The following is a 25,157-nucleotide window of genomic DNA, read 5'->3' as shown; positions in this document are numbered from 1 at the left end:
AACGCGCGGCGTTCGGCGTGTCCCCTCGTCGATGACCGGCGGACCGGTTCACCGGTCTCACGGTCCGGTCCCCTCCCCTCGGGACGGTGCGCGACGGCTGTCGTCGGTGCAACGCTGAGCCCGTCCGAGGGGTCGGTCGACGCCGTAGGGGCATGTGGCTTCCGAGAGCTATGTCGGTCCCATGCGGCGGTCGCACCCAGCCACGTTCCGTCCCTGCGCACGATCTCGCCACCGCCGCAGTCCGTCGTTCACTGATAACCCCCCTGCAAGCGAAAGGCGCACGCTCACCACTGACAGCCGACAGTGATCCCGCATGGCGGAGTCAGAAGGCGGCCGCGAGGTGGTTGCCGAGCACGACCAACGCCGGGGGGGAACCGAACGGCCAACGATCGGGGAGGGCGTCGAGGTGGTCGTCGTCTCGAACCGGCAGCCCTACCGGCACAGCTGGGGCGACAACGGTATCGAAGTCGACAGGCCGACCGGCGGCCTGACCGCGGGGCTCGACACCGTCGTCCGCCGGATCGAGGGGAGCTGGATCGCGTGGGGCGACGGCGACGCCGACGCGGAGGCCGTCGACGAACACGACCGCGTGTCGGTCCCGCCGGACGCCGAGGACGGCTACCCGCTCCGGCGCGTGTGGCTCACCGAGGACCAGGTCGACGGCTACTACTACGGGTTCAGCAACCGCGTGCTGTGGCCCATCTGTCACGGCGCGTTGACGCGCGTCCACAGCGAGAGCGAGTACTGGGAGGCCTACGAGGCGGTGAACGAGCGGTTCGCCGACGCCGTCGGCGAGCGGGTGGGTCGCGGCGACGTCGTGTGGCTCCAGGACTACCACTTCGGGCTCCTCCCGCAGATGCTTCGCTCGCGCGTCCCCGAGGACGTCCTCGTCACGCACTTCTGGCACATCCCGTGGCCGGGCTGGGACACGTTCCGCGCGTGCCCCCACGGGTCGGAGGTCCTTCGGGGACTCCTCGGGAACGACCTCTTCGTCGTGCACACCGAGCGCTACCGACAGAACTTCCTCGACTGCGTCGAGGCGGCGATCCCGGACGCCGTCGTCGACCGCGCCGCCGGCCGAGTGTTCCACGAGGACGGCGTCACGACCGTCGAGGCGTACCCCCTCGGCGTCGACACCGAGCGGATCCTCGAGCTCGCGACCGACGGCGACGCGGACGAGCGCTGGCGTCGCATCCGCTCCCGGTACGGCATCGGCGAGGGCGTCCGGGTGGGCGTCGGGGTCGACCGCCTCGACTACACCAAGGGTATCCCCCAGCGGATCGACGCCGTCGAGCGCCTGCTCGAGCGCCACCCGGAGTGCCGAGGGACGTTCACCCTCGTCCAGATCGGATCCGAGTCGCGCTCGCGGATCCCGGCGTACCGGGAGCTACAGACGGCGGTCGTCGAGGGGGTCAACCGCGTCAACGCGCGGTTCCGCACCGACGACTGGCGGCCGATCGTGTACACGACCGACCGCCTCTCCGATCGGGAGCTGTACACCCTGTATCGCAACGCCGACGTCGGCGTCGTCAGTCCGATCCGAGACGGGATGAACCTCGTCGCCCAGGAGTACGTCGCCGCCCAGGCCGACGGCAACGGGGTCCTCGTGTTGAGCCGGCAGGCGGGCGCACACGACCTGATCGGCGAGGACGCGGTGTCGATCACCCCCCAGGACACCGACGAGTTCGCCGGGGCCCTGCATGCGGCGCTCACGATGCCGGAGGAGCGGCGCCGCGAGCGCATGGGGGCGCTCGTCGAGACGTGCCGCTCGTTCGACACCGAGGTGTGGATCGAGGACGTGCTCGGCAGCGTCGCGCGACTGCGCGAGGAGGGTCACGGGGGCTGATGACCGCCTCCGACCGGCCGCCGTCCTCGGCGGACTCCCTGCCGGAGGGCGTCCGTGACCTGCTCTCGGGCGCCGAGGGCTTGCTGTTGGGCCTCGACTTCGACGGAACGCTCGCGCCCATCGTCGACGATCCCGAGGCGGCGACGCTCGCGCCCGCGGCGCGCCCGGCGGTGGAGCGGCTGGCGACGCGGCCCGGCGTCGCGCTCGCGGTCGTGAGCGGGCGGGCGCTCTCGGACCTCGAGAAGCGGGTCGGGATCGACGGCGTCGTCTACGCGGGCAACCACGGGCTCGAACTCGGCTACGGAGGCGAGCGGGCCGTCCACCCCGCCGCCTTCGATCGACTGGGAGAGATCGACCGCCTGTGTGCGGATCTCGCCGACCGGCTCGCGGACGTTCCGGGGTGTCGAATCGAGAACAAGGGCGTCACCGCGACCGTCCACTTCCGGACCGTCGCCGGGGAGGCCGTTCCGACCGTCGTCGACGCCGTCGAACGGGCGGTCGGCGAGACGGAGGGGGTCCGGATGACGGAGGGCGACTGTATCCGCGAGATACGCCCCGCGGTCGCGTGGGACAAGGGGGACGCGATGCGGTCGATCGCGTCGGTCCTCCCGGACGACCGGCCGGCGATGTACGTCGGCGACGACGCGACCGACGAGGACGCCTTCGCCGCGATCCAGCCCGAGGGCGCGGGCGTGCACGTCGCCCGCGAGGGCACGACGTTCGAGACGGTCGCCGCCTGCCGCCTCGACGGCCGGGCGTCCGTCCCCCCGTTCCTCGAACTGCTCGCGGGGGCGACAGCCGACTTCGACGCGGCGCCGGGCTGGCGGGGAACCGATCCGCTCGCCGATCCCTTCGGGCGGACGGAGTCGTGAGTCGGCGGGCGACCCACGACGCTCGATCCATGGCGAACCGGCCGCGCTGTCCATCGGTTGGACGCGACCGCGGTGGCCGGAAAGCGGCGCGTGTCCTCGACGTATCCGTTCCGGGATCGCACCGCTCTCAGGAGTCCTGCTCCCGAAACCGCCGCCTCGCGAACCCTGCCAGTCCTCGGAAGTAGCCCGAGCCGCCCGCCGCCACGATGACCCCGCCGAGCGTGTTGAAGATCGTGTCGGAGACGATGTCCTCGACGCCGTACACCACGAGCGGCGCGTCGATGCCGAGGAGCGCCGGAACGGTGCCCGAGGCGAACTCGATCAGCTCCCAGACGACCGACATCGCGAGGACGAACACCACGATGAACACCGCACGGAACTCGGACGGGACCTCGAGCTCGTCGGAGTGGCGTTCGAACCCGCGGAACGTCGCGTACCCCGCCCCGGCGATGACGATCGAGGACATCACGTGTGTCACGTTGTCGTACCACGAGAACCACGAGTACGGGCCGAGCGAGCCGACGCTGTGGAGCCAGACCGCGGCGGTTATCCAGAGCACCAGTCCGGGGCTCATCGAGTAGCTGTACTCCCTGCGAATGGCTGCCGGCAGCAGCGTCAGGGCGAGACCGAACCCGCCGTTCGCGGCCATCCCGAGCCGAAACGTCGCGAGCCCGTACAGACAGATGCCGGCCAACACCGCCTGCAGCAGCCGTGTGAGGAGCCGTTCGCGGCGATCCGTGACCCCGATCTTCTCCCGCAGCGTCACGGGTCCTCCTCCGGGACGACGGGTCGTTCCCAGGCGCCGACGTGGTCGACGCGGTCGAAGTACCACAGGAAGAACCCGCCCATGACCAGGGCGACCGCCGCGACGGCCACGAGGTCCCACTGCAGTTCGGCCTGCGACTGGATCAGGTCCGTCGCGAACCACCTGTCGGAGTAGTACTGGCCGACGATCCACCACGACTGGAACGCCAACGTCGTCAACGCGGCGAGGACGACGGCGACACGCCGGCTCATCACGACGGCGGTGAACGCGTTGATCTCGACGACCGCCACGAGGGCGAGTCCGGAGACGGCGACAAACCCCGCCAACTCCGGAGCGAACCCCAGCGCCCGCATCGCCACGGGGACCGTCACGAACGCGGCGAGCGGCCACGGGATCATCACCTTCCAGTCGCCCGTCAGGACGGGCGGCAGTGCAACGAGGGCGACGACGATCAACGCGAAGACGCCCCACGCGGTGGCGTTCGTGAGAAGGCTCGCCCCGGCGACGAGGATCACCACCGCGAGCAGTCCCCAGCTGACCACCGCGTTCGTGGTCTCGTTTCGCGCCAGCGAGTGCGTGATGGCCATCCCCGCGTTACCCCACCGACCGACTGCGGTCCCCCCGTCGAGTCCAACGAACCGCCCGTGAACTCGCAGCACGGCGACGGGCAAGCGCGGGCGGTGGACCTCGAGCTCCCGTTCGGGCGGTACGGGTACCGCTCGTCGTCGTGTGGTCCGGCGTTGCCCGTGTCCGCGTCGTTCGACGACCGGGTAGGTGAATACCCCATGCGTACGCCCCGGACGTGGTAGTTATTCGCCGGATACCGCGACCGCCTCAGTGACCGTTGCCGGACGAGGCGTCTCTGATGTGGAGAAGACCTCCGCCTCCAGGTAGCGGGCTGCTGTGAAACAGTTCCGCCGCGGCGGGAGTCAGTCGGTGGCTGCGGGGGGTTCCCTCCCCCTCGGCGCTTCGCGAGGGGACCCTATCGGACGCGTCCGTACCGGCGTGTGACGAGCGCGATCCCGACGAGGGTCGAGACCGTGATCGCGGCCCCGAACCCGGGACCGGACGTCGACGTCTCCGCGGCGGTAGCCGTCCCCGTCGGAGACCCGGTTGCGACGTCGGTTCGCTCCGTCGCGGTCGGTGTCCGAGTCCGCGTCGTCGTCCCCGTCTCAGTCGGTGTCATAGTCGACACCTCCGTTGGCGTCGCGGTCGCCGTCTCCGCTGGCGTCGCGGTCGCCGTCGCGGTGTCGGTCGTGTCGGTGTCGTCGTCCGTCCCGTCGTCCGTCGAGTCGGTACCACTCGTCGAATCTGTACTGTCCGTCGAGTCCGTGGAATCGTCCACGTTCTTTGCGATCGACACTGTCCCGCTGGAGTAGTGGAGTGAGAGGCTCACGTACACGCCTCCCTCGACCTCGTTCACCGACATCGAGACGTCGGAGGCCGAGTAGGTCGCCTGAAGTTCCGTCTCCGGATCCGTGACGTTCCACGCGTCCAGCAGCGAGTCGGGAATGAACGTCCGGTAGTAGCCCTGGTGGACGTTTCCGTTCACGGTCTTGTGAGGCGCGGCGAGCGAGATCTCGAGACGTGACTCCGTGTCGGCGTCGCCGGAGTAGTACCGCGGCATCTCGAACAGCTGGGCGTTCGTCGAGAGGGTCATCCCGTCGAGGTCCGACGGCTGAGCGTCGAAGAAGTCCCCCTCGGCGTTCCCGACCGCCATCAGAACGGCGGATTCCAGCTCGACGTTCGCGCTGTCGTTCTTGACCGCGGATTCCCACTCGGCAGCGTTGTTCGGGCGGTTCCCCTCGAACTCGCTCTTGTAGTTCAGATCCGAGGGGCTCACCTCGAGGGTCACCTTCGTCTCGTTTCCGCCGACGTCGGTCGTGTTCCAGGTCAGATCGCGGCCGGTCGACAACAGGACCCGCGGAGTGTAGTTCTCGACGCGGAAGCTGACGCGGAACACCGTCGAGTTGTCGGCGCCGATGTCGTCGAGCTCGATGCCGCCGTTCGGATCGCGGAACTCGACACTGATGGAGCCGCCGCGGAACTCCGCGTCGACGGACGGGAGCTGATCGGGAGTGGTTCCGGAGACGTGCTCGACTGTGACCGACGAGTCGTTGACGACATCGCCTCGCACCTCCACCTCGAACTTCTTCGAGTCACTGCCGTTGATGTAGACCGTGTGGTTCCCCGTCTCGGTGAAGCGGTGTTCGAGGAAGACGAACGAGGACTCGTCCGGATCGACGTACACCTGATAGGAGTCGACGACCTTCCCATCGACGTTCAGCGTCACGTTCTGTATCCCGGAGGCGTCGCCGGTGTTGACGGCCTCCGCGAGGAAGTACGTGCTTGAATCGTTGACAGTCATCTCGGGAGTGAACGTCCGGGACAGGGAGACGTTCGCGGTCCCGGTCGTATCGCCCATCACGAACAGCGTCTCACGCTGCCCGTTGACCCAGAGGCTCTTGCGCCCGGTCTCGCCGTAGCTGACCGAGAACGAGACCGTCTTCTGCGAGTTCGCGGCCACGGTCACCCGCTTGCTCTGGCTCGTTCCGTTCCAGACGGAGACGTACTCCTCGCGGTCCGTGCTCGTCGGATTGTCGAGCGTGATGTCTACCGTCGCCGTCTCCCCGACTCCGATCTCCCTGCTCGAGAGGGAGACGTTCGTCATCGACACGGCCTGCTTCACCGTGACCGTCGTCCCGGTCTGGTCGTTGATCGTCAGGGTGTGATCGCCGGTGCGGTAGAACTGAACGTCGAGGGTGACCTGCTTGGTCTCGCTGGCGTTCACTCGAACCGTCCTCTCCCCACGGTACCCGGACCGGTTGCTCCAGGCGCTGAGTTTGAAACTCTTATCGGTGCTACCGGCATTGCTGAGTGTGACATCCACCGCCAGCGGGTCGCCCTCGTACACCTCGGTCGCCGAGACCGAGACGTCGTCGACAGTGATGTCGGAGTCGTTCACCAGCACCCTTCTGTGGTTCCCAGCACCCGCGGAGATGGCGTGTGCACCGCCGACGTTCAGCGTCCGGTTGAATTCGACGGTTGCCGTCTCATCACCGGCAACTGTGGCCGTCGACGTCGCGAGCGTCCTGAAGCCGGATCGCAACTCGGTGACGCGCTCCGTCGAACTGGAACCCGTGTTCTCCAGCGAGACGTTCGTTCGAACGGTGTCCCCGACCGACACCGACGTCGCGTTGACTGAGGTGTTGCGTACCTCGACCGGATTTGTAGCGACAGACACTGTCGTTATGTTCCCGTCGCCGACCCGGAGGTCGACGTCGCCATCGTACCGGAAGTACGTGACGTAACTGAGGTTCTTCGTCTCACCGGCCGTGAGCGAGACCGATCTCGTGTCCAACCGGCGGTCACCATCGTAGAGGGAGATGTACCGGTTCTCGGTCGAGCTCCCCCGGTTCTTCACCGTGGCGTTCACCGTGACGTTCTGATACGTGTGTAGGGACGTCTCTGAGACCGTCGTGTTCGTCACGGTCACCGGATCCTCGACCGAAACCGTCGTCGTCGGCTCGTCGTTCACCCGGATGTCGTACTGGCCGGTGTCCTTGAACGACACGTTGAGACCGATGGTACGCGACTCACCCGCCGTGAGCGTCACTTGGGTCGAGTTCCGTGGGTACGGACTGTTCCCGTACACCGCCAGCGTATACGTTTCGCTCGTGTCGGCGGTGTTGTTCAGCGTCGTCGAGACGGTCTCGGTCTCGTCAGGGTACGTCGTCGTCGCGGAGACCGTATAGCCGTCCAGATCGACCGGTGATGTGACGGAGAGCGCGGCCGTGTCTCTCGCTTCAGTCTCGCCCGTGCTCTCGTTCACCATCGACGCCGCTAGGGTGACGTTCCCACCGCCGAAGGTGCCGGCGGGAACTGTGACGTTGAGAACGTCCTCGGCGGCCGTGACGTTCGACTCGACGTTGTACGTCGCCGTCGAGTTCGACCGGGCGGAGTACCCCGGTCCGAATACTGTTATCCTTGTGTCGTTCGTCTCGACGACGCCGGTCGCGTTGTAGGCGACCTGGATCGTCGAGTCCGTGCTGTCGTTGATCGTCGCGTTCGCGAGTTCGATCGACGGCGCGCCACCTGCCGCGCTCACCGACGTCGTTCCGCCGTCGGTCGTTTCCGCGCCAACGGGTATCGAACCGAACGTCGACCCTACCATCAACACAGCGAGGAGAACCGCAAGCAAAGCTCGTGTTCCAGCCGAATGAGACATGCATCCGATGTGTCTGGCCCCCGATAATAAGGGCTGTTCATCTTTTCAATTCCATCTATCGGTAACGATATCTGTGGTGGTTCCTCATGCACGATCACGTCGGTTCGGGGCGTCGAACCGGTCATCGAGTTCGGGTTCGGTGAGATCTCCCCCATCGACGCCATCGCCGGCAGTAGCACGGGCTTCCACCGAGACGTGAGTCCGGCCCGCACGGAGGATCGCCCGAGGCTGATCCTGACGGGCGTATACCCTCCAACCGTCTCCTTCGAGGGGAACGTGGTCGGACCCACCCGTCGCGTTGTACGCACGCCGTGAGGAGAGTCCCCCCTGCCAGTCGCTTCCGCCACCCTCCCAACGAGCAGCAGTCACGAATCGATGGGTAGCCAGTGCCACGCGTCGGCAGTCACGGTCCCGAGCAGTTCCCGTCGCCGCTCCGAGAGCGCATCCAGCGCGTCGTCGAACTCGCCGTCCCCGACGGTCGGGACTTCGTCGTCACGGAGTCGATCCAGATCGCGTGTTCGCTTCCCTGACCGAACCGAGTTCGCAACGGGTCCGCTGCGAGACGATTCACTCCGTCCGCTCCCCGGCACGCTCTATGGGGGACGAAAATATCGCGTCGAAGACCTTCCCCTGGGCCTTTCGAAGGTGCTGATGGAAGGTCGGCGGGGCGACGCCCATCGACTCGGCGACCTCCTCGCCGGACGTGTCGCGAGGCCAGCCGAAGAAGCCGGCGTGGTAGGCGGCCTCCAGTGTAGCGCGCTGGCGGTCGGTGAGCTCCCTCATGAGGCGACGTTGGAAGTGGTGCAACTCATCGCGGTCCCGGCTGATCTGCTTGCGACGAACCATCTCGGCCGATGGATAGGCCGTTTCGACAGCCTCGATGACCTGTCGCACATCGACAGTCGGTGGGAGGTGGATCGTCATCCGTAGGTTGCCGTCCTCGATGACAGCACGGACAAGGTAGCCACCGTGAGAGGCGACGGCGGAGAGTATCGAGGAGTCGGTTACCCGAAGTTCGAACCGAGCGGGGTCGCCGTCCGAACGAACGGTGATCGATTCCCAGTACGGACGGACCTCGACGAGGGCCGTCAGGCTGTCGAGCCCCTCAGGAGTCGTCGTTCCGTAGATGAGATATTCGCCGTCGCCGACTGCGACCGCCTGGTCGAACGTGACTGTACCGGCCATTTCGACCGGCATGTCGTGGTCCGAGTAGACATCCGGAACCTGGAAGGTGAGTTCGACGAGCGTGTCGCTCATCAGCGCCTGTTTCCGTTCCGCGGCGGCGATGGCGTGGCCGATGATCTCGCCGACTTGGCCGATCATGACTCGTTCCTGCCCGGTGAACGCGTTCGGCCGCTCGGCGTAGACGTTCAACACCCCGTAGACCGTGCCCTCGTGGACGATCGGGATCGCGGCGGACGAGCGGAACCCGTGACTCTCGGCGTGGTCGCGCCACGGCTCGAACTGGGAGTCCGCCTGGACGTCGTTGGCGACCTGTATCTCGCCCGTCCGGAACGCTCGCCCCGTCGGTCCCTGACTGTGTTCGTCGTCGGGATCGACCGTGATCACCACGTCATCGAGATACCCCTCTACACCCGCCTCGGCGCGTTGCCTCACCACTTGGGAGTTCGTCTCGACGGTGCCGATCCAGGCGAACAGGTACGAGTCCGACTCCGCGAGCCGCTCGCACGCTATCGCCTCGATCTCCTCGCGCGTGGACTGCTCGATGACCGCGTTCGTTATCTCCTGGACGACCCGGTTGAGGCTGTTCAGTGCCGCCAGTTGATCGCGTTGGTGACGCACCTCCTGCTCGCGATCGTGGCGTTCGATAGCGGCGGCCAGGACGTTCGCGACGGACTGGACGAAGGCGGCGTCGTGCTCGGAGAAGTCCTTGACGTCGGTATCGTGGGTGCCGAGGATGCCCCACGGGTCATCGACGGGACCGATGATCGTGCTGATACCGCTTCGTACGTCGTGATTCCTGAGGAGGTCGGGGCCACTGAACCGCGATTCAGTGGACAGATCCTCGACGATGACTGGTTGTTCCGTCGCTAATGTGTAGGCCGCCTGAGAATCGTCCTCGACGGCAGAGATCGTCGCTTCGTTGACGGTCCCTTCGTCCCACCCGACACCCTGTCGAAGCAGGAGTTCATCAGATTCCGTGTCGAGGTCCAGCACTTTACAGTAGTCGTTGTCGAGCGTCTCCGCAACGAGGCGGGTGGCTTCGGCCATCAGCGCGTTCAGGCTCGACCCTTCGAGTGCACGTGTGCCGAGATCGGTAACCACCTTCTGCTGGCGTATTCGGTCCTGAAGTTCCCGTTCGCGCTCCTCCCGCTCGCTGATGTCCCGAACGATGCCGGCGAAGTGATGTCGCCCGTCGTGTTCGTATTCGCTGAACGAGATCGAGAGCGGGATCTCGGTGCCGTCAGCGGTGACGCCGGGGAGCTCGACGTGGTCCCAGTTCAGGGTCCGTTCGCCCGTCCGGAGATACTGGGCGATTCCGGTGTCGTGGGCGACAGCCAACCGTTCGGGCATGAGTTTCGTGAGCGACTCGCCGAGCAGTTCGTCGGGCGGATAGCCGAACATCTCCTCCACCGCAGGGTTGACACTCCGTATCCGGCTCTGGTCGTCGATGCTGAGGATACCGTCCGAGGCGGTTTCGGTGACCGACTCGTACCGTTCGAGGGTGCGCTCGCGTTCCTTCCGCTCGGTGATATCTCTGAAGTGGACCGACACTCCCGACTCCGAGGGATAGATGGTCGACTCGAGCCAGGCGTCGAGCGATCCGTCGTACCCCTCGCTCTTGACCGGGGTCTGCTCCTCCAGGGCTCGGTGGAGGGCGGCCTCGAACCGGTCGGAAAGGGGGATCGTCTCCCTGATGTCCTGCCCGACCACCGATGACTCCTCCAACCCGAGAAGCGTCTCTGCGTGGTCGTTGACGTACGTGATCCGGAACGCGGTATCGAGCGCGTAGAAGCCGTCCGAGATCCGCTCGAACACCTCGTCCAGTTCCGTCTTGAGTTCCTCACGCTGGCGTTCGAGGTGACGGGTCTGCTCCTTGAGCTGCGTGATGTCCTCCCCGGTCGTAACCACTCGCTCCACCTCGCCCTCGGAATCGAGAATCGGGGCCGCGTTGAGTCTCAGCCACCGATGGCCACCGTCGGGAAGCTCGACTCTGAATTGCGCGTCGAACACGGCTTCGCCGGTGGTCAGCACCCGTGAGAAGGGGAGGTCGGTCGGGGAAACGCGTTCCCCATCGGCATCGTATATCGGGCTCTCCGCGGCTGAAGCGGATCCGGAGCGACTGTCGAGAACCTCGAGGATCTCCCGCGCACGGTCGTTCATCCGCGTTATCTCCCCGTCGCGGTTCGATACTTGGATCCCGATCGGGCTCACCGCGAGGATCTGGTCAACGACGGCCTGCTCGTGTTTCCGCTCCTCCTCGGCCCGTCGCCGAACGACGAGATCTCCGAGACCCGCGGCAACGGACGAGACGGTCTCGACCAGTCGCTCGTCGGTGTCTCGGACCTCGCCCATGAGGAAGGTAAGCACGGCAACGACTTCGTCGTCCGCGAGGACCGGAACGCCGAGCGAGGACCGCAGGTCGGCGTCGGCGGCCCGCTCACGCCGTGGGTACGCCTCGAACGACCCACCCGGAAGGTCGGACGCCCACTCGAACTCGCCGCTCGCCCACACGCGCCCGGGGAGGCCCTCGCCCCTCCCGAACGTGTGCTCCGCCGAGAACACCGAGAACTCGGCGAACTCGTCCTCGTAGTAGTCGATGTCCGTCCGCCGAAGCTCCCCGTCGTCCGTCGGGAGCCAGACCTCGGCGTACTCCCAGTCGGTCAGCTCGCAGACGTCCCGTAGTGCCGCCCGCAACCCTTCCTCGAGGGTCTCGGCCTCGGCGATGTCGCGCGTCGTCTCGTACTGCAACTCGCGTTCGGCCTCCCGACGCTTGCGGTCGGTCATGTCCCGGGTGACCTTCGCATACCCTCGGAGGTCACCGTCGTCGTCGCGGATCGCCGTGATCGTCACGTTGGCCCAGAAGCGTGAGCCGTCCCGTCTCACGCGCCACCCCTCGTCGAGTGTCGAACCGTTCGCTGCGGCCACTGCGAGGTTCTTCTGGGGAACACCCGCTGTACGGTCCGCCTCCGTGTAGAACCGTGAGAAGTGTTCACCGAGGATCTCGTCCGACTCGTACCCTTTGATCCGCTCGGCACCGGGATTCCACGTCCGGACGTGGCCGTCGGGATCGAGTGTGAAGATGGCGTACTCCTCGACAGCATTGACCAGCGATTCGAACTCGCGGCGTTCATCCCGACGCGCTTGCTCCGCGTGCTTGCGGTCCGTGACGTCGTAATACAGCTCGACTCGACCACCCGCATACGCGCCAGCCTCGATGGGCTTGCTCCGGTGTTCGAGCCAGCGCTGTTCGCGCCCGTCGCCCGCCGTCACGTGGCACTCGAACCGCTCGGTGTCGGTGTTGTCGTCGTAGGTCGCCAGGACCGTCTCCACGAACGCGTCCGAGTTCTCGATCATCGGCGCGATACGTTCATCGACGAGGGTACGCTTATCGCGGCCGAGAACCTCCCGACGGTCGAGTCCGAAGTACCGTTCGGTCGCACCGTTCATCCAGGCGACCCCGAAGTCTTCGTCGAGAACGAAGACGCCCATCGCGACGTCGTCGAGAACGTCGTCGACGAGCGATTCCGCGGCAGCCGGCCACTCCGGCGCGTTCACACCGGAGTCTGTCGATGGTCGCCACCAGACCCGTGCGTTCGCGCCGACCTTCTTCGTCTCGAGTCTGCCGTGTTCGACGAGCGTTTCGAGGCGCTCGTAGGTACTCCGGCGACCGACATCGAGCGAGTCCGTCACCTCCGCCGTCGTCAGCGGCTCTCCTCCCTCGTGAAAGACCGCGAGGGTTTCGCGGAGGCGGTCAGTCAGTGTCTCCGGAGCCATTCTAGTGCCACACGGTCGCTCGCTACTAACCTCCGTCGATGGAAATCACGGGAACCAACGAGATCACAGACAGTCGGCGGTTCCACGTACCCACCACGCAGCTATCGAACGCTACCTGGTATGGAAACCGACCGTCCATCGCGTTGACCGCTCCCTAATCACTTCTAGAATCTCCTTACACCAGTGTGGGATCTCGGAATGAGTACGGAGGAACTCGATCGAATATGACCAAGACACAACCCACGGACGCCGACAGCGGGGAAGAACGGACGCCAAATGCCCTCTTCGAGTGCCTGGCGAGCAGTGACCGTCGTCGACTCCTCGGGGTCCTCGACGAGCAGGCGCCGCACTCGTTGAGCCGGAGAGACCTCGCCACGGTTCTGGGTTCGGGCGATCGCTCGGACGAGGAGGGGTCGGATTCGGACACGGACGTTCGGCAGGCGGCGCACGCGATCCACCACACACATCTCCCGAAACTGGACGCCGCTGGACTGATCGAGCGCGGTACGGACGGGGAGACGGCGACGATCGCCGATCACCCCGCGCTCGAGGACGACGGGATCCGTGCCGTCCTCGATCCGGACTCGGACACCACCACTGACTCGCTCTCCGAGGTCTTCCGGGCGCTCGCCAACGCTCGCCGCCGGACCATCCTCGACGTACTCAGCCACCAGCTCACACCCATCCACACGGAAACGCTGGCGCGTGAGCTCGGCGCAAAGGAGCTGACCATCGCCGAGTCCGAGGTCCCGGCGGACAGGGTCGACGAGATCCTCGTCGATCTCGCTCACGTCCAACTCCCGCATCTGGCGGACGCGGGATTGATCGCGTACGATCCCGACGAGCAGAGAGTCGCGTACGAGGGACATCCACGGCTGTCCGTTCCGTGGATGCACTCCACGTACCAAGGGGAGTTTCGTCGGAGTCTCACCGGCGAGCCGGAGCCGGAAGGGGTCGGAGAGATCGAGGGTCGCGAGCGGGTGATCTCGTTCGGACAGTCGCTGTGCGACCGGGCGGAAGACGAGCTGTTCGCCATGTTCACCGATACCGACCTGCTCGAAGCGGGCTGTCTCACCCGTCTCAGGGACGCCTCCCGACGCGGCACGGACGTGTATCTCGGGACGCGGGACCCGGACACTCGGGCGTACGTCCGGGAGAACGCCCCGGAGGTCGTCCTCTGGGAACCGGACACCGACTGGCTGAACCTGCCCGCCGCGGGTGACCGCGTCGGGCGCCTGCTGTTGGTCGACCGGGAAGCAGTCATGCTCGGGACACTGAACGAAGAAGGGACTGACGGTGTCCACGAGGAGCAGGCGATCGTCGGTGAGGGCGAACACAACACCATGGTCACCATGGTCTGCCAACTCGTGACCCCTCACATCGAGGAGCTCGACGAGAGCACCGCGGACATCGAAGCCGGGCTCTCGCTCTGAACTTGGTCTTTAGCCACCCGAATATGGTCTCCGTGGACGAATTCGCGATTCCGCCCGATGCGGTTCCCTCGGGAATCCTCTCCGCAGAGCTTCCCGAAGTGACCGTCGAACCGGAGCGCGCCGTATCGACCGACCACGCGCTCGTCCCGTACGTGAGGGTTCGGGGAGCAAGCCCCCGGACGGAACAAAACAGATCTACAGCATGTGTGACATCAAAACCGGCATCGAACTGGAGCTATGGGTCGTTGATCGCTCGGGACGACTGTGCGACGGCCAGAAGATTCCCCACTCTCACGAGCGAATCAAACCCGAGTTTATTGGGCCGCTTATCGAGGTACAGACGGAGCCACACGAAACCGAAGTAGCACTGCGGCAGGACCTTCAGACGACGCTTCAAACGGCGATACGAGCGGCAAGCGCGGAGGGAAAGCACCTCGTTCCGCTCGGGACGCCACTGACAGCTTCAGACGCGTCAGTTCACTCTGAGCGAGGGCGACTCTTCGAGACAATCTATGGGTATAACGTAACGAGCGCGAAAAACTGCGCCGGAACGCACGTCCACTTCGAGAGGGACGACTCCATCGACCAGATCAACCTCCTGACAGCGCTCGATCCCGCGCTCGCGCTGTTGAGTACGTCGCCGTACTACTCCGGCGAGAACGGGAGCGATTCCTCCCGAGCACACGCTTACAGAAGGAAGTGCGGCCCCAAGTTCCGTGGATACTGCGATCTGTGGGACTACGCGGACAGCCTCGAGGAATGGAACGGACGCGTCGATCACATGTACGAGGTCTTCAAGCGACTTGCCAGCGAGCGCGGCGTTCCCACGGAAACCGTCGAGAGATTCTTCGAACCGGAGGACACCGTATTGAATCCCGTTCGCCTCCGTGAGTGCCAACCGACAGTCGAATGGCGTGCCCCCGACGCGGCGCTACCGAGCCAGATCGTCCAGATCGCGACCGATGTCGGTCGACTCGTCTCCCAGACGAGCGACAAACGTATCGAGTTCGGAACCCCGGGCGTTCACTCCGATCGAATCCGACTGCCGGAGTTATCCGAGCTCCGAGACCTCAGCCAGCAGGCGATCCGATCGGGGCTCGGAGCCGTCCCGGTCAGAGAATATCTGCGGGAGATGGGGTTCGACCTCTCGAAGTATCAGCCGCTCTCACCGCAACTGAGCGGTCCACCGACCCTTACGAGATCGGAGGCCCGGAAGCTCCGACTCGAACAAGCGCAACGGTTCCGTACCGACGTCCAGCGGCTGACGGGGGAGTCGACGGTCTCGGACTCCACGGCCCAGTTGACGTAACGTCGGTTCCGTAAGGAGGTCTCCAACACGGGGAACGAACGGTGGATCCGCTATCGTGGCCGGTGGACGATCGAACGCGAGACGTCGTCGACCGCCTGTGTGAATCGAACTCAGCAGCGACGACGTGGTATCCGAAGCAGTCGCGCAGTCGCCGCCGCGCCTCCGGCTGCTTGATGGGAATGGTTCAGGCGGCGTGCTCGGTCTTTGGCGACCATGCGCCCTCCTGTGGCGGTACACGGATCCGCTCGTTCTGCCATCAACCCAGTCGCCGGTCATGTGCGCGAGCTCGTCGGCACGCATCCCGGTGTGGGCGAGCGTGTAGATCGTCACCCGGTGGTCGAGGTCGCGCTCGTCGGCGGCCTCCAGGAGAGTGCTCAGTTCGTCCTCGGTGAGGGGTTCTCTCGTCCACGCCATGGTTCGCTGTCAAATCGTTTGACTGCAAGCCCTAGAAACGCGGGGAGGACTCGGGCGTGAGCGGATCCGGTTTTACAGACGTGCATCTCTGTAAACCGAGAAGAATCCAAATATAGAAATAATGACAGTGGTGTCAGTTCGTGCTTGAGTCGTCCAAGCTATCTATCAACCAATCTCTCACAGATGGTCGCTCTTCCTCACGGAACCAGATCGGGGCCGCATATGTGACGTATCCAGTGAGTAGCAGGATAACAGCAATACCCAGCCCAATGAGGAGTAGGCCTGCTACAGAAAACCCGAAACCGGTTCTCTGTACAAATTCTGCCGCAATACCACCGGACGCACCAACGATAATCAGTCGAACGCCAATAGCGAACTCCTGACTAATTTTAACAACTGCCTTTTTTAGCACATGTCTATTTATATTAGCAAATAATTTATTCTTGTCCTTTTAGCCCGATGATGGCTCTCGCTCAGTAATTAGAACACCTCCTCGATTGGCACCTTCGCCTGCTCGTCCCACTCCTCGTGACCCGACGGTCCCCAGCCGACGGTGTCCTCGACGAGATCCCGCGCGGTCCGCGCGTGCATCCGCCGACGTGGACCGGCGTATCGCCGTCGAACAACACGAACGCGACCCACGTCGTCCCCGACTCGTCCGCGAACCGCGACGCGACGAGGCTCCGGATCTGTCATCGCCACAGCCGGAACCGGCCCTCGGCGGGATACTCGTCGTCCACCTGCTTGTGGGCGGACTTCACCTCGATCTTGGTCGCCGTCCGCTCGACGACCACGTCGTACCAGTCCGCGCGGTCGGGCGCGTGCGTCCCGTCGACGAGCGCCGCGACGAGTCGCTCCGCCAGCTCGGCGTCGTCGCCGCTGACGGCGTCCACGACCGTCACCTGGGCGGCGTCGGGAAGCGTGCGGCCGTTGTCGTCGAAACGGCTCACCGTGCGACACCTCCGAACCGGGAGAGGTGGGGTGGCCGGTCCCACGGGACGACCCGAGCCGCTCCGCCGCCGTAGGCCCACACCGTCGCACCGTGGACGTGTTCGCGAGCGATCGACCGCGTCACCGGCCGTCACCTACGGAACACTCGGGGCAGACGCGACGCGGGATCCCGCTCCCGGGCGGCGTCCGGCTTGAAACCCGGACGCCGTGTACGGGGCAGGACCTCACGGCGAACGCCTCCCGTCGTCGAGGGCCGGGCACCGCTTGTCGGGCTCGTCGATGGGACAGCCGCACCACTCGCACACGAGCGGTCGGGCTCGGCGCTCAAGTAGCACCCCCGCTGAGGGCCGCGTTCCTTCGCCCGACGGCGTGGGGATCGCCGGGAGTGTCGGTGAACTCTCTGTCGTTCGCGACTTCGTTTCGCATCGCTACGGAGAAACCATCCGGTTCAGAGTTGTTACTCGCCGTTTTGTGGTCCTTCGAGAGCGAGCCGCGACGGGATGGACTCGCTGGGATTTGAACCCAGGGCCTCTTCCTTGCGAAGGAAGCGATCTACCACTGATCTACGAGCCCGCACCCTATTGTGGCCCGGGATCGCACTTGAGGGTTCCGTTTCGACCCGTCCCCGTTCGTTCTTCACACACGGAGAAGCCGTGTCCGGCCGGCGCCCAGCCCGCACGCTAGCCCCACGAAGTGGGCGATCAGCGCGCTTCCGGGACCGCTGAACGCGACGGCGACGAGGAGCGCGAGGACGGCGACCGCGCCGACCACGACGCGCGGCGACACCCCCAGCCGCCGGGCGAGTCGTCCGAGCGCGTCGGCCGCCGGGTTGGCGGCGACGACGTAGCCGACGAGCGCGAACGCGGCGCCGCTGCTGCCGACGACACCGACGCCGCCCGGGAAGAGCAGGCCACCGAGCCACACCTGCGCGAGTCCGGCGATCGCGCCCGTCGCGAGCACGAACGCGTGGAATCGCGCTCTGGTCGTACTCGCGGCCACCGGGAGCCCGGCCACCGCCACCACGACGGCGTTCGCGAGGAGGTGCCCGAGACCGGCGTGGGCGTAGACACTCGTCGCCAGCGTCCACGGCCGTGCGAGCGCCGGCGTCGACAGAACGAACAGCAGGCGCGCCAGCGGCCCCGCGACGACCCCGGCGAGCCAGAAGGCGCCGGAGACGACCGCCATCGCCGCCAGCGTCTCGACGACCGGACGAAGCGGGGTCGAGCGGGACCGCGTCGACGCCGTCCGAGAGCTCATACCGACCGCTGGCGTCGGCGGCGCAAAACGGTGGCGTCGCTACGGGACGGAAAAACGATGAGAACGGTGTTCGGAGTCGGACCGTGTGGTCCGGTCCGGTGCGCCTCAGGTCAGTCCTCGAGGACGATCTCGATGGAGACGTCGTTCGGGACCTGGATCCGCATGAGCTGACGGAGCGCGCGTTCGTCGGCGTCGATGTCGATCAGCCGCTTGTGGACGCGCATCTCCCAGTGCTCCCACGTCGCCGTCCCCTCGCCGTCGGGGGACTTGCGCGACGGAACCTCCAGCGTCTTCGTGGGGAGCGGGATGGGGCCCGACAGCGCCACGCCGGTCTTGTCCGCGATATCGCGGACGTCGTCGCAGATGGCGTCCAGGTCGTCGGGGCTCGTACCCGCGAGTCGGACGCGCGCTTGTTGCTCGGGCATTTACCGCTCGTTGACGGAGAGCACCTTGCCGGCCGCGATGGTCTGACCCATGTCGCGGACCGCGAAGGAGCCCAGTTCCGGGATCTCGCTGGACGGCTCGATGCTGAGGGGCTTCTGCGGGCGCACCGTCACGATGGCCGCGTCGCCGGACTTGATGAAGTCCGGGTTCTCCTCGTCGACCTCGCCCGACGACGGGTCGAGCTTCTGGTCGAGCGACTCGATGGTACACGCGACCTGTGCCGTGTGGGCGTGGAAGACGGGCGTGTAGCCGGCCGTGATGACCGACGGGTGCTGCATGACGACGACCTGCGCCTGGAAGGTCTCGGCGACCGACGGCGGGTCGTCCGCGGGACCACAGACGTCGCCGCGGCGGATGTCGTCCTTGCCGACGCCGCGGACGTTGAAGCCGACGTTGTCGCCGGGGCCCGCGTAGTCGACCTCCTCGTGGTGCATCTCGACCGTCTTCACCTCGCCGCCGACGTCCGACGGCTGGAAGGAGACGTTGTCGCCGGGAGTCATCTCGCCGGTCTCGATCCGTCCGACGGGGACGGTCCCGATACCCGAGATGGTGTACACGTCCTGAATGGGCAGCCGAAGCGGCGCGTCCGTCGGCGGCTCCGTCTCCGGCAGGCCGTTGAGGGCCTCCAGGAGGATCTCGCCGTCGTACCACGGCGTGTTGTCCGAGCGCTCGGCGATGTTGTCGCCCTCGAACGCCGAGATCGGAATGAAGCTCGCGTCCTCGGTGCCGAACCGGACCTGGTTGAGCAGGTCCTCGACCTCGGAGACGACCTCCTTGTACTTGCCCTCGTCGTAGTCGACGAGGTCCATCTTGTTGATCCCGATGATCAGCTCGTTGATGCCGAGCGTGCGGGCCAGGAACACGTGCTCGCGGGTCTGGGGCGCGACGCCGTCGTCGGCCGCGACGACGAGCACCGCGTTGTCGGCCTGCGAGGCGCCCGTGATCATGTTCTTCACGAAGTCACGGTGGCCCGGACAGTCGACGATGGTGAAGTAGTACTCGTCGGTGTCGAACTCCTGGTGGGCGATGTCGATCGTGACACCGCGCTCGCGCTCCTCGGCCAGGTTGTCCATGACGTAGGCGAACTCGAAGCCGCCCTTGCCCTTCTCCTCGGCCTCCTCTCGGTGCTGCTCGATTACGTGCTCGGGGACGCTCCCTGTCTCGAAGAGGAGCCGCCCGACGAGCGTAGACTTCCCGTGGTCGACGTGGCCGATGATGGCCAGATTTTGGTGGGGTTTGTCGCTCATAGTGGAATCACGCGCTGAGGCGCTCTGTAAGGACTTGTAACGTCCGAACGCCCTAAAACCATTTCGATACGCTGAGCAGGCTATCCCCGCGCCTTCGGGCGGTTTTGCGTGTGTGTCCCTGTCGTGCGTCGAGTTTGCATGGCCGATCGATGACCGGGTCGGCGTCCACCGGCCGGCCGTGGCCGACGACGCGCGGCGTCAACTGGACCCGGCTACTCCAGGCGAGCCACGTCGGCCAACACCGCGCTCGCGGTCTCCTCGCCGCCGGCGCCGCGGCCGGAGATGGCGAGCCCGCCCGCGTACTCGTGGTCGATCTCGACGATGTTCCGGGTGCCGGTCACCGACAGCGTCCCGTTCTCGGGGACCAGCCGCGGACCGACCGTGACGCCGTCGCGGGTCGCCTCGCCGACGAGCCGGACGGTCCGGCCGTCCTCGGCGGCGAGCTCCAGCGCGCTGCCCGGGATGTCGCGGATCCCCTCGACCTCGGCGTCCGCGAGGGTCACCTCGACCTCTCGAAGCTCGTCGAGGGAGTCGCAGTCGGCCTCCCGCAGCACGTTCGCGAGGATGACGCACTTCAGCGCCGCGTCGGTCCCCTCCACGTCGAAGGAGGGGTCCGCCTCGGCGACACCGAGGTCCTGCGCCTCCGCGAGCACGTGGTCGTAATCGAGCCCCTCGGCGGCCATCCGCGAGAGGACGAAGTTCGCCGTTCCGTTGAGCACGCCGCGGACCGCCGAGACGTGCTCGGCACCCAGGTCGTCGACGGTCGCACATACCGGGATGGCGCCGCCGACAGTCGCCTCGAAGTACACCTCGCCCGCGGAGTCGGCCTCCAGTTCGCGCACGTCCGCGTAGCGCTCGGCGACCGGGCCCTTGTTGGCGAGCACGACGTGGTTGTCGCGCTCCAGCGCCGTTCGCAGGTGCGAGAAGCCGGGCTCGGCGTCCCCGAGCGTCGTCGGCGTCGCCTCCACGAGTACGTCGTACTCCGCCGCCAGCGCGTCGCCCGGCGAGGCGTCGCCGAGCGCCTCGTCGGCCTCCTTGCGCGCGAGCGCCGTCTCCACGTCGAGGCCGTCCGGGTCGACGACCGCCGACGAGGAGTCGGAAAGCGCCGTCACCGTGTGGCCGTACTCGGGCGCCAGTTCCGCGACCGAGCGGCCGACCGCGCCGGCGCCGAGGACACAGAGCCTCATCGACGGCCCTCCAGCGGCGCGATGACGTCGATGTCCTTCTCGGCGACGACCTCCCGGACCGTCTCGATCACGCTCGCGGTCTCGCCGGCGTGGGCCCGCAGGCGGAGCCGGGCGCTCGAGTGGGCCGACGAGCCGGCGCCCGCCGGCGCCGACAGGTCGATGTCGGCGACCGACGCCCCCGAGCAGTCCTGGATGTTCTTGAGCGTGTCCGACAGATCCGTGTCCACGAGGTGGCCCACGAGGACGAGCGTCACTTCGTCGCCGTACTCCTCCGCGTCGGCCTGGATCACGTTGACGCCGCGGTCGCGGAGGTCCTCGAGGATCCCCTCGAAGCGGTCCGGCGGACACTCGATGTCGACCTCGACGGGAATGCGTCCCCGCGGCGTGAGACTGCCGCGCTCGTGGAAGATCGACAGCAGGTTCGCGCCGTTGTCGGCGATGGGCTTCAGCGCCGCCAGCAGCTGGCCGGGTTCGTCGACCAACTCCAGTCTGATGGTGTGCGCCTGCAACTCGGTCTCGTGGCCGCCGTCCGTCTCCGCCGCATCCTCGGCCGTCTCGTCGGAGTCCACCGGCTGCTCGCCGGGGGCTGGCGTCGACTCCGACGGCATCTACCGCGCCCTCCGTTCGCCAGCGCTCGTCCCCGGCGAGGCCGCGCCGCCGTCGACGCGACGACGAGCGCCTGCCCCTTTGCCCGCGTCCGCCGTCGACCGTGTCCCGCCGGGGGATGTGGCTCCGGACCCGATAATTGTGATCGGCGTGCGGGGCTGGGTCGCTCGTTCGCAGCCGTCGCGCCGACCGTGGGTCGTGCCACTTGGCATAGTTGCCCTGTGTAGGTGGGGAGGTGATAAGCCTTCCACCGTGGCGATCCTTGCCAGTGTGTGAACGATCCTGTTGAATCGGCGACGGTCCGTCGGAGGAACGTCGTGATCGCCGAGAGGTCGTCACCGAGACGGACGCTCCCGTGCCGCGGCGACGCCGTCGCTCTCGGGAACGGGGCGTCGAAAGAGAACGCGGATCGCGGATCGGCCGCGACGGCCGGCGTGCTCCCTCAGATGTAGTCGATCGACTGCGGCAGCTCGAGCTTCATGCCCTTGCGCTCGCGGATCTCCATGATCTTCTCGCGCTGGAGGTTGTCGACCAGCACGCGGAAGCCCGCGTTCTCCGTGTTCCAGGAGGCGCGGCCCTCGGTGGCCGAGCGGATGTCGCTGGAGAAGCCGATCATCTCCTCGACGGGCGCGATGCCCTCGATGACCATGAGGTCGCCCTCCTGGTACATGTCGTCGACGCGGCCGCGGCGGCCCTGGATCTCGCCGGAGGCGTTGCCCATGTGCTCGCTGGGCACGTCGATGCGGACGTCCTGGATCGGCTCCAGCAGACGGATCTCGCCGTCGATGAGCGAGCGGTGGACCGCGTCGCGGACGGCGGGGATGACCTGCGCCGGACCGCGGTGGATGGTGTCCTCGTGCAGCCGCGCGTCGTGCAGGCGCAGCAGCGCGCCCTGCACGGGCTCGGCGGCGAGGGGACCGTCGTCGAGCGCCTCCTCGAGGCCCTCGATGACCAGCTCCATCGTCTCGTTCAGGTGCTGGATCCCCTTCGTGTCGTCGATGAGGACGTTCGTCCCGTGGATGTGCTCCACGTTCTGGGACGTGTCCTTGTCCATGCCGGCCTCCTGCAGCGCCTCGCGGCGCTCCAGTTCGGGCATGTCCATCGAGGCCTCGCCCCGCTGGATCGTCTCGACGATGTCGTCCGACATCGGCTCGACGGTGATGTAGAACTTGTTGTGGCGGTTCGGCGAGACGCCCTCGACCTCGCGGGAGGAGCCCTGGGGCTGCTCGCGGTAGACGACGATGGGCTCACCGGTCTGAACCGGGATCCCCTGGTTCTTCTGGATGCGCTGGGTGATGACCTCGAGGTGGAGCTCGCCCTGCCCGGAGATGAGGTGCTCGCCCGTGTCCTCGTTGATCTCCACGCGGATGGTCGGGTCCTCCTTGGCGACCTGCTGGAGCGTCTTGATGAGCTTCGGCAGGTCGTCCATCGACTTCGCCTCCACGCTCTTGGTGATGACCGGCTCGGAGATGTGCTCGATCGACTCGAACGGCGTCATCTCCTTGTCGGAGACCGTGGAGCCGGCGATGGCGTCCTTGAGGCCGGTGACGGCAGCCACGTTCCCTGCGGGGACGCCGCGGTCGAGCTCCTCGCGCTCGCCGCCCATGTAGATCCCGACCGACTGGACGCGGTTCTTGCCCACGGTCCCGGAGACGTACAGCTCCTGTCCCTTCTCGAGGGTGCCGGAGAAGACGCGGCCCGTCGCGATCTCGCCCGCGTGGGGGTCCATCCCGATGTCGGTCGCCATGAAGACGATGTCGCCGTCGCGGTCGACGGTCCGCATGCTCTCGGCGACGTCGGAGTCGTCGTCGCCGCGCCAGATGCGCGGGACGCGGAACGGCTGCGCCTTCAGCGGGTTCGGGAAGTGCTCGGCGACCATGTCGAGCACGACGTCCGACAGCGGCGTCCGCTCGTGGAGCTCCTGCCGCTCGTGGTTCTGCTCCAGCTCGATGATGTCGGCGAACGACATGCCGGTGCGCTGCATCGACGGGAGCGACACGCCCCACTTGTACAGCGCCGAGCCGAACCCGACGGTCCCCTCCTCGACGGAGACCGTCCAGTCCTCGTCGATGTCGTCCATCTCCTCGGTCATCCCGCGGATCAGCTCGTTGACGTCGCCGATGACCGCCTGGAGCCGCTCCTGCATCTCCTCGGGCCCCTCCTGGAGCTCGGAGATGAGGCGGTCGACCTTGTTGATGAACAGCGCCGGCTTGACGCCCTCGCGCAGCGCCTGCCGAACGACCGTCTCCGTCTGGGGCATCGCGCCCTCGACGGCGTCGACCACGACGAGCGCGCCGTCGACGGCGCGCATCGCGCGGGTCACGTCCCCGCCGAAGTCGACGTGGCCGGGCGTGTCGATGAGGTTGATGAGGTGGTTCTCCCCCTCGTACTCGTGTGTCATCGAGACGTTCGCCGCGTCGATGGTGATCCCGCGCTCCTGTTCGTCCTCCTCGGTGTCCATCACGAGCTGCGTCGCCTCGTCCGCGTCGGCGATCATGCCCGCGCCGGCGAGCAGGTTGTCCGTCAGTGTCGTCTTCCCGTGGTCGACGTGAGCAGCGATGGCGATGTTCCGGATCTGCTCCGGCTGGTCCATCAGTTCCTCACATTCCTGTACGATTTTCTTTCGTCGGCCCATTACCGACCGGTATTCCCCGCCCGGGCAAAAGGGTAGTGCTTTGGCGGCGCCGAAACCCCCGAATCCACGGTTCACACCGCGTGGTACGCCGTCTCGTGGCCCGGTCGTCGCCGCGCCCCCGTCCGATCGGCACAAGAGTCAAACCGATACGGACCATGCCAACTCTACACATGGATATCCGAGTCCGCGGCGCCGTCCCGCCCGATCCCTTCCTCGGGGCGGCGACGCTGTTCGAGACGGAACACGACCTCTCGCTTCCGGTGGAGGTGCAGGTTCGCGACAACCCCGAGGAGCGGACGTGGGCGGGCCACTACGACGACCGGCACGTCCTCAACGTCTCCCGGAAGGCCGCGACCTCCGCGATGGCGCGCGAGCTCGCCCTTCACGAGCTGTCGCACATGGCCCGCTACGAGGAGCCGCATCCGTCGCACCACCAGTCGACGGACGAGGCGCTGTTCCTCGCGCTGTCGGGGGCGTCGGTCGAGCGCCGGAAGGTCCACCACTGCTACCAGATCGCGAACCACATGAAGGACGTGTACGCCGACGACATCACGCTGTCCGTCGGTCCGGGCGGGAAGCTGGCGACGTTCTTCGAGTCGCAGTTGGCCGCCGCCGTCGCCGACCGACCGCGCGACCACCCCCACCCCGACTCGCAGCGCATGACGCCCGGCTCCGATCCGGACATCACCGCCGTCAACGCCGCCTTCGCGCTGGCGATGTGCGAGCGCCACGACCTCGTCGACGACGGGCATCGACTGTACGATCTGGTACACGCCGCCGCCGACGACGCGCCGGGGGTCGACGTACAGGGGTTCACCCGGCTGTTCCGGTCGCTCGCGACGGACCCGTCCGAGTCGGAGTACCGCAAGTCCCTGGTCGACGCCGCGCGGCTGTACGCCGTCGACGCAGGCGGCGGTCCCGCGGCCGCCGACTGACCGCCGAGGGCGTTCTCGTCGCGACGGAGGCCGCGTCCCCGTCGCGACCGAGGCGGCGGGAACGGGGC

The 25,157-nt window shown here is 66.7% G+C and carries 17 protein-coding genes, 1 tRNA gene and 1 pseudogene; 6 read left to right on the top strand and 13 right to left on the bottom strand.

Annotation, left to right across the window (positions count from 1 at the left end; translation table 11 throughout):
• Positions 1–313: 313 nt before the first annotated feature.
• Together GRX01_RS14250 and otsB are read left to right on the top strand one after the other, a co-directional pair.
• Positions 314–1,846: an alpha,alpha-trehalose-phosphate synthase (UDP-forming) gene (locus GRX01_RS14250; protein ID WP_159668854.1), complete on the top strand. Its 1,533-nt coding sequence runs from the start codon at positions 314–316 to the stop codon at positions 1,844–1,846.
• Complete coding sequence (gene otsB / locus GRX01_RS14245) at positions 1,846–2,718, top strand: trehalose-phosphatase (RefSeq protein ID WP_159668851.1); 873 nt, start codon at positions 1,846–1,848, stop codon at positions 2,716–2,718. Before GRX01_RS14250 ends, otsB begins: the two co-directional genes overlap by 1 nt.
• 127 nt (positions 2,719–2,845) lie before the next feature.
• On the opposite strand, the gene GRX01_RS14240 is transcribed toward otsB, so the two are convergent.
• From GRX01_RS14240 to GRX01_RS14230, 3 genes are all read right to left on the bottom strand, one after another.
• Positions 2,846–3,484, bottom strand: a complete 639-nt coding sequence (locus tag GRX01_RS14240) for a hypothetical protein (protein ID WP_321168128.1) — start codon at positions 3,482–3,484, stop codon at positions 2,846–2,848.
• Positions 3,481–4,071, bottom strand: coding sequence for a hypothetical protein (locus GRX01_RS14235; RefSeq protein WP_159668848.1), 591 nt, complete (start codon positions 4,069–4,071; stop codon positions 3,481–3,483). Before GRX01_RS14235 ends, GRX01_RS14240 begins: the two co-directional genes overlap by 4 nt.
• Before the next feature lie 395 nt (positions 4,072–4,466).
• Positions 4,467–7,592: a hypothetical protein gene (locus GRX01_RS14230; protein ID WP_159668846.1), complete on the bottom strand. Its 3,126-nt coding sequence runs from the start codon at positions 7,590–7,592 to the stop codon at positions 4,467–4,469.
• 506 nt (positions 7,593–8,098) lie between these two features.
• Between GRX01_RS14230 and GRX01_RS14225 the strand changes: the two genes are divergently transcribed.
• On the top strand, positions 8,099–8,242 hold the full coding sequence (locus tag GRX01_RS14225) for a hypothetical protein (protein WP_159668844.1): 144 nt from the start codon (positions 8,099–8,101) through the stop codon (positions 8,240–8,242).
• A 37-nt stretch (positions 8,243–8,279) separates the two neighbouring features.
• On the opposite strand, the gene GRX01_RS14220 is transcribed toward GRX01_RS14225, so the two are convergent.
• Both GRX01_RS14220 and GRX01_RS19715 read right to left on the bottom strand, forming a co-directional pair.
• On the bottom strand, positions 8,280–11,645 hold the full coding sequence (locus GRX01_RS14220) for a PAS domain S-box protein (RefSeq protein WP_449271454.1): 3,366 nt from the start codon (positions 11,643–11,645) through the stop codon (positions 8,280–8,282).
• A pseudogene (locus tag GRX01_RS19715) lies at positions 11,634–12,671 on the bottom strand (PAS domain S-box protein); the annotation flags it as partial. The gene GRX01_RS14220 and the pseudogene GRX01_RS19715, both read right to left, overlap by 12 nt.
• Positions 12,672–12,895: 224 nt before the next feature.
• Between GRX01_RS19715 and GRX01_RS14215 the strand changes: the two are divergent.
• Positions 12,896–14,104, top strand: a complete 1,209-nt coding sequence (locus GRX01_RS14215; RefSeq protein WP_159668839.1) for a DUF7344 domain-containing protein — start codon at positions 12,896–12,898, stop codon at positions 14,102–14,104.
• 202 nt (positions 14,105–14,306) lie between these two features.
• Entirely contained in the window at positions 14,307–15,413 is a 1,107-nt protein-coding gene (locus GRX01_RS14210; RefSeq protein ID WP_159668836.1) for a glutamate-cysteine ligase family protein, read from the top strand.
• A gap of 1,106 nt (positions 15,414–16,519) precedes the next feature.
• Here the strand turns inward: GRX01_RS14210 and GRX01_RS14205 are convergent.
• The 8 genes from GRX01_RS14205 to GRX01_RS14170 form a co-directional block, all read right to left on the bottom strand.
• Positions 16,520–16,777 (bottom strand): hypothetical protein, encoded by a 258-nt coding sequence (locus tag GRX01_RS14205; protein WP_159668834.1) that lies wholly within the window; start codon positions 16,775–16,777, stop codon positions 16,520–16,522.
• A 502-nt stretch (positions 16,778–17,279) separates the two neighbouring features.
• Positions 17,280–17,351 (bottom strand) — tRNA-Ala (locus GRX01_RS14200).
• A gap of 63 nt (positions 17,352–17,414) precedes the next feature.
• Entirely contained in the window at positions 17,415–18,035 is a 621-nt protein-coding gene (locus tag GRX01_RS14195; protein ID WP_159668831.1) for a rhomboid family intramembrane serine protease, read from the bottom strand.
• A gap of 110 nt (positions 18,036–18,145) precedes the next feature.
• Entirely contained in the window at positions 18,146–18,460 is a 315-nt protein-coding gene (gene rpsJ / locus GRX01_RS14190; protein ID WP_159668828.1) for a 30S ribosomal protein S10, read from the bottom strand.
• Positions 18,461–19,726 carry a translation elongation factor EF-1 subunit alpha gene (gene tuf / locus GRX01_RS14185; RefSeq protein WP_159668826.1) on the bottom strand — a complete coding sequence of 422 codons (1,266 nt, stop codon included), beginning with the start codon at positions 19,724–19,726 and terminating at the stop codon, positions 18,461–18,463.
• 212 nt (positions 19,727–19,938) lie between these two features.
• Positions 19,939–20,913 (bottom strand): homoserine dehydrogenase, encoded by a 975-nt coding sequence (locus tag GRX01_RS14180; protein ID WP_159668824.1) that lies wholly within the window; start codon positions 20,911–20,913, stop codon positions 19,939–19,941.
• Complete coding sequence (locus GRX01_RS14175; RefSeq protein WP_159668821.1) at positions 20,910–21,521, bottom strand: amino acid-binding protein; 612 nt, start codon at positions 21,519–21,521, stop codon at positions 20,910–20,912. Before GRX01_RS14175 ends, GRX01_RS14180 begins: the two co-directional genes overlap by 4 nt.
• Positions 21,522–21,961: 440 nt before the next feature.
• Positions 21,962–24,154, bottom strand: coding sequence for an elongation factor EF-2 (locus GRX01_RS14170; RefSeq protein WP_159668819.1), 2,193 nt, complete (start codon positions 24,152–24,154; stop codon positions 21,962–21,964).
• 170 nt (positions 24,155–24,324) lie between these two features.
• Between GRX01_RS14170 and GRX01_RS14165 the strand changes: the two genes are divergently transcribed.
• A complete protein-coding gene (locus GRX01_RS14165; RefSeq protein ID WP_159668817.1) occupies positions 24,325–25,089 on the top strand; it encodes a DUF5781 family protein in 765 nt (254 codons plus the stop codon).
• Positions 25,090–25,157 lie beyond the last annotated feature (68 nt).

This window comes from Halobaculum saliterrae (genome assembly GCF_009831625.1).
Lineage (GTDB): Archaea > Halobacteriota > Halobacteria > Halobacteriales > Haloferacaceae > Halobaculum > Halobaculum saliterrae.
This window is presented reverse-complemented; position numbering and strand designations above follow the sequence as displayed.